Annotated in this window: 4 protein-coding genes and 1 pseudogene; 2 read left to right on the top strand and 3 right to left on the bottom strand. The window is 73.8% G+C overall.

Annotation, left to right across the window (positions count from 1 at the left end; translation table 11 throughout):
* The 3 genes from AC13HU_RS33765 to AC13HU_RS33755 all read right to left on the bottom strand — a co-directional run.
* The coding region (locus AC13HU_RS33765) for a chaplin (RefSeq protein ID WP_483045801.1) at positions 1-275 on the bottom strand (275 nt) is incomplete at its 3' end.
* Positions 276-412: 137 nt separating this feature from the next.
* Positions 413-655 carry a chaplin gene (locus AC13HU_RS33760; protein ID WP_483045800.1) on the bottom strand — a complete coding sequence of 81 codons (243 nt, stop codon included), beginning with the start codon at positions 653-655 and terminating at the stop codon, positions 413-415.
* A gap of 375 nt (positions 656-1030) precedes the next feature.
* A complete protein-coding gene (locus tag AC13HU_RS33755; protein ID WP_483045799.1) occupies positions 1031-1441 on the bottom strand; it encodes a rodlin in 411 nt (136 codons plus the stop codon).
* Between the two features lie 442 nt (positions 1442-1883).
* Here AC13HU_RS33755 and AC13HU_RS33750 point away from each other — a divergent pair, with 442 nt between their 5' ends.
* Both AC13HU_RS33750 and AC13HU_RS33745 read left to right on the top strand, forming a co-directional pair.
* A complete protein-coding gene (locus AC13HU_RS33750; RefSeq protein WP_483045798.1) occupies positions 1884-3149 on the top strand; it encodes a glycosyltransferase in 1266 nt (421 codons plus the stop codon).
* Positions 3146-3900 (top strand): annotated as a pseudogene (locus tag AC13HU_RS33745) (hypothetical protein); the annotation flags it as partial. The gene AC13HU_RS33750 and the pseudogene AC13HU_RS33745, both read left to right, overlap by 4 nt.

Raw genomic sequence — 3900 nt, 5'->3', positions numbered from 1 at the left:
GCCTGGGGCGAGGGGGTGGTGGGCGCAGGGGACGCGTCGTTGCGGCAGGAGTTGCCGAACGCCGGGTTCAGCAGCCCGGCCGCGTCCACGGTGTTGCCGCACGCGTTGATGGGCGCGTGCACCGGGACGTCCACCGAGTTGCCCGACAGGATGCCGGGCGAACCGGCCGCGGTGCTGTCGCCGCCGGAATCGGCCTGGGCAACACCTCCCGTCACGGCCAGGACACTGCCCGCGGCAGCAACGGTGAGCAGGCTCCGGCTCAGGATCTGTCGCATCGACTCTTCTTTCCACATTGCTACTTCAGAGGCGCGCGGCTCTTCCGCGGCCCCGACAGACGCCCCGGAGCGGTCATCCGTGCTGCACTCCGGGGCGGTACCTGATCAGGGCGCTGTCACGGCCTGTCAGGCAGACGTCAGTGGCTGTCGGCGTTGACGCAGGTGTTGCCGAACGAGGGGTTCAGCAGCGCGATCACGTTGACGGTGTTGCCGCACAGGTTGACCGGCACGTGCACCGGGATCTGGACGACGTTGCCCGACAGCACGCCCGGCGAACCGGCGGCGACGGCGCCGGCGCCGGAGCTGGCGAACGCGGGGACAGCGGCACCGGCTGCCATCAGGGTGCCGGCGGCGACCGCTGCGACCTTCGAGTACTTCACGGTGAACTCCTTTTCCGGAAACGGCGTTGCATCGCCACGGCCTTCGTGACGGCCCGCCGGGCAATTCCACGCCCGAGCACACCGCTGCCGACCGGTCCAACGACCATCCCGGTGCCGAGGAAACTCCCGAATGGCTACCGGGACACACTATCCACTCGAATGGACGGTGGAACTCGCAAAAATCCCGGAAAATCCGCGCCGAACGAAGTCCGCACAGCCGCACGGACTTCCGCACGGCCGAACGGATTCACGTACGGCCGCACGGACTTCCGCACGGCGACGGCCCCGGTCCACCCGACGGGGGACATCGGGAGCCGGGGCCGTACGAAATCGAACGAGGCCGGGCAGCGCCGGCCGACGGCGAAGTCGCGTCGATCAGTGGTTGGCCGCGCCGTTGCCGGACAGGATCGGCAGGCCGTCGAGGATGTGCGACAGCGGCTCGTCGCCCTGCGACTGGGTGGAGTTCTCGGTGCACTGCTGGTTCTGCGGCGACGTCAGCACGTTGAGGTCCTGGATGCTGATCGGCACGACGCCGACGAGCGAGCCGAGGTTCGCCTTGGCCGGCAGGGCGATGCAGGGCTTGTTGAGCGAGCCCTGGATCAGCGCGAACGACGGGCTCATCACACCGCTGGTGTAGGTGTTGCCGTAGTTCTGCTCGGAGCCGTTGCCGTTGGCGGTGGTGGTGCCGTGGTCGTCGCCGATGGCCATCGCGCCGGGGGCGACCGTCGCGGAGACACCCGCGATGGAGGCCGCGACGGCGGCCGTGGCGAGGATCTTCTTGATCACGATAGGTCCTTCTGGGAAGAGGGCGGCCCCGGTACCAGGGCCGGTCTGATCAACAGCGCAACAGCCGATTGGTAATGAACCTTCACCCGAACGGATAACCCCCGGTCACCATGCGGGACGCATTCCCCCACAAGAGTGATTGTCGATCCTCGATGCTGACACCTCGTCAAGCGGGCGAAATCCGATGGTCATAAGAAACGGCCAGCTCAGAGCGACTGTCGTCGGCGCCGCGCGTCCTGCGCGAGTTACCCGGGGTCGTCTGCGACCGTGCTGTGAGAATTCATAGGGATTACCCGACAGGCACCGTATTCGTTGAGTACACGCGGCCCGTTGATCAAGGTTGGTCCAGCGCTCCGGGCGATCCGCCGGAGCCGATCGCCGGGCCGCGGTACCGACCGGACTTCGGACTTCGCCGGGTCCCGGAGAGAGGGAACGGCGCGCGATGCCGCAAGACCATGACGACCAGGCCCCGTTGACGACGGGGACCGCAGCGGCCGGCGAAGCCCGGCTCGACGGGCTGACGGTGCTGCACGTCGCGCAGCCGGTGGACGGCGGGGTGGCCCGTGTCGTCGCCGGCCTGGTGCGCGCGCAAGTGGCCCGGGGCGCACGGATCGTGGTGGCCTGCCCGCCGGGCGGCGACCTCGGACCGGCCGCGGCCGACGCCGGCGCCGAGGTGGTGCCCTGGCCCGCCCGCCGCTCGCCCGGCCCCTGGCTGCCCGCCGAGGTACGGTCCGTCGCCCGGGTGATCCGCGCGGTCGGCCCCGACCTGCTGCACCTGCACAGTTCCAAGGCGGGACTCGCCGGCCGGCTGGCCGCCCGGGGCCGCGTCCCCACCGTCTTCCAGCCGCACGCCTGGTCCTACGACGCGGTGTCCGGCCCGACCGCCTGGGCGGTGCTGCGCTGGGAGCGCGCCGCCACCCGCTGGACGCACCGCGTGCTGTGCGTCAGCGCCGCCGAACGCGACTCGGGGACCCGGCACGGCGTGCGCGCCGCGTGGGCGGTCGTGCCCAACGGCATCGACACCGAGCACTTCCGCCCGCCGCTGCGCCGCGCCTCCGCGCGGGAAGCACTCGCGCGGGAGGCGCTGCCCACGCTCGCGGACCTCGACGCCGACGCGCCCGTGGTGGTCTGCGTCGGGCGACTGTGCCCGCAAAAGGGGCAGGACGTCCTGCTGCGGGCCTGGCCCGAGGTGACCGAACGACTGCCCGCCGCACGGCTGGTGCTGGTCGGCGACGGCCCGGACCGGCAGCAACTACAGCGCGACGCGCCTGCGGGCGTGCTCTTCGCCGGGACCGCGGCCGACACGTTGCCCTGGTACCAGGCCGCCGACGTCGTGGTGCAGCCCTCCCGCTGGGAGGGGATGGCGCTCGCGCCCCTGGAGGCGATGGCGTGCGCACGGCCCGTGGTGGCCACCGATGTCGACGGCGCCCGGGAGAGCGTGCCGGCCGCCGACACCGATCTGTGCGTCGTGCCGCCGGGCGAACCGGCGGCGCTCGCGGCCGCGTTGCTGCGGCTGCTCACCGACCCGGCGACCCGTGCCGCCGCCGGCCTGCGCGCCCTCGCCCACGTCCGCGCGCACCACGACGTACGCGGCGCCGCGGCGGCCGTCGGCGCGCTCTACACGGCCCTCGCGCCGCACCCGGCGCGTCCCGCGGCGGCGCAGCCTGCCACCCACCCGGACCGCGAGGTCGAGGTGCCCGCCCGGTGAACCGCGTGAACCGTCCCTCGACCCCGGACCACTCCGCCGCCCGCGACGTCGCCGCCCCGCCGCCCTGGCCCGAGACCGGCCTGCCGCCGTACGGGGACGCGGCCTATGGCGACGCCGCGTACGGCGACGCGGCATACGGCGGGAGCTACGGTGCCGCGACCGGACCCGGCACCCCCTTCGCCGATTTCGCTCCCTCCACCGCACCGGCCACTGCACCGGCCACCGCACCGGCCCGGCCCGGGCACGGCCTCGCGGCGGCCCGGACGGCGACGGACCCGGGCCGGCGGCAGGCCGCGGTAGCACCGGACCGCGCCGCCGACGCCGACCTGCGGGTGGTCGTGCCCCAGCCGCAGGCCCGGCCCGCGGCAGGCGGGCGGCCCGCACCCGGCGCGCTCCCCGGGCAGCACCCCGCGGCCACCGAGCGCGGCAAGCGCGCGGCCGAACCGGCCTCGCCCGTAGGGTCGTCGAGCGCCGAGCGGCTACTGTCGCCCGGCGGTGTGCTCGCCGCGGCGGACTGCCTGGCCGGGCTGGTCGGGTTGTGCGCGGTCGGCCCCGTCGGCGCGCCCGTGCTGCCGGCCGTGCTGCTGTGCGTACTACTGGCCGCCCACCGAAGAGCCGGCCTCTACCGGCCCCGGCTCGCACCCGCCGCGCTGGACGAGGTGCCCGCCATCGCGCTGGGCTCGGTGCTCGCCTGGGGGCTGGCCGCCGCCGCGACCGCCGCCACCAAGCCGCACGGCGCGCTGAACTGGCC

This window comes from Streptomyces sp. NH27, assembly GCF_056859195.1.
The sequence above is the reverse complement of the archived record's forward strand: the minus strand, read 5'-3'. Positions and strand labels throughout refer to the sequence as shown.

Excerpts from the sequence above, each read along its gene's own strand:
- AC13HU_RS33750 (WP_483045798.1), top strand. The coding sequence starts at position 1,884 with ATGCCGCAAGACCATGACGACCAGGCCCCGTTGACGACGGGGACCGCA.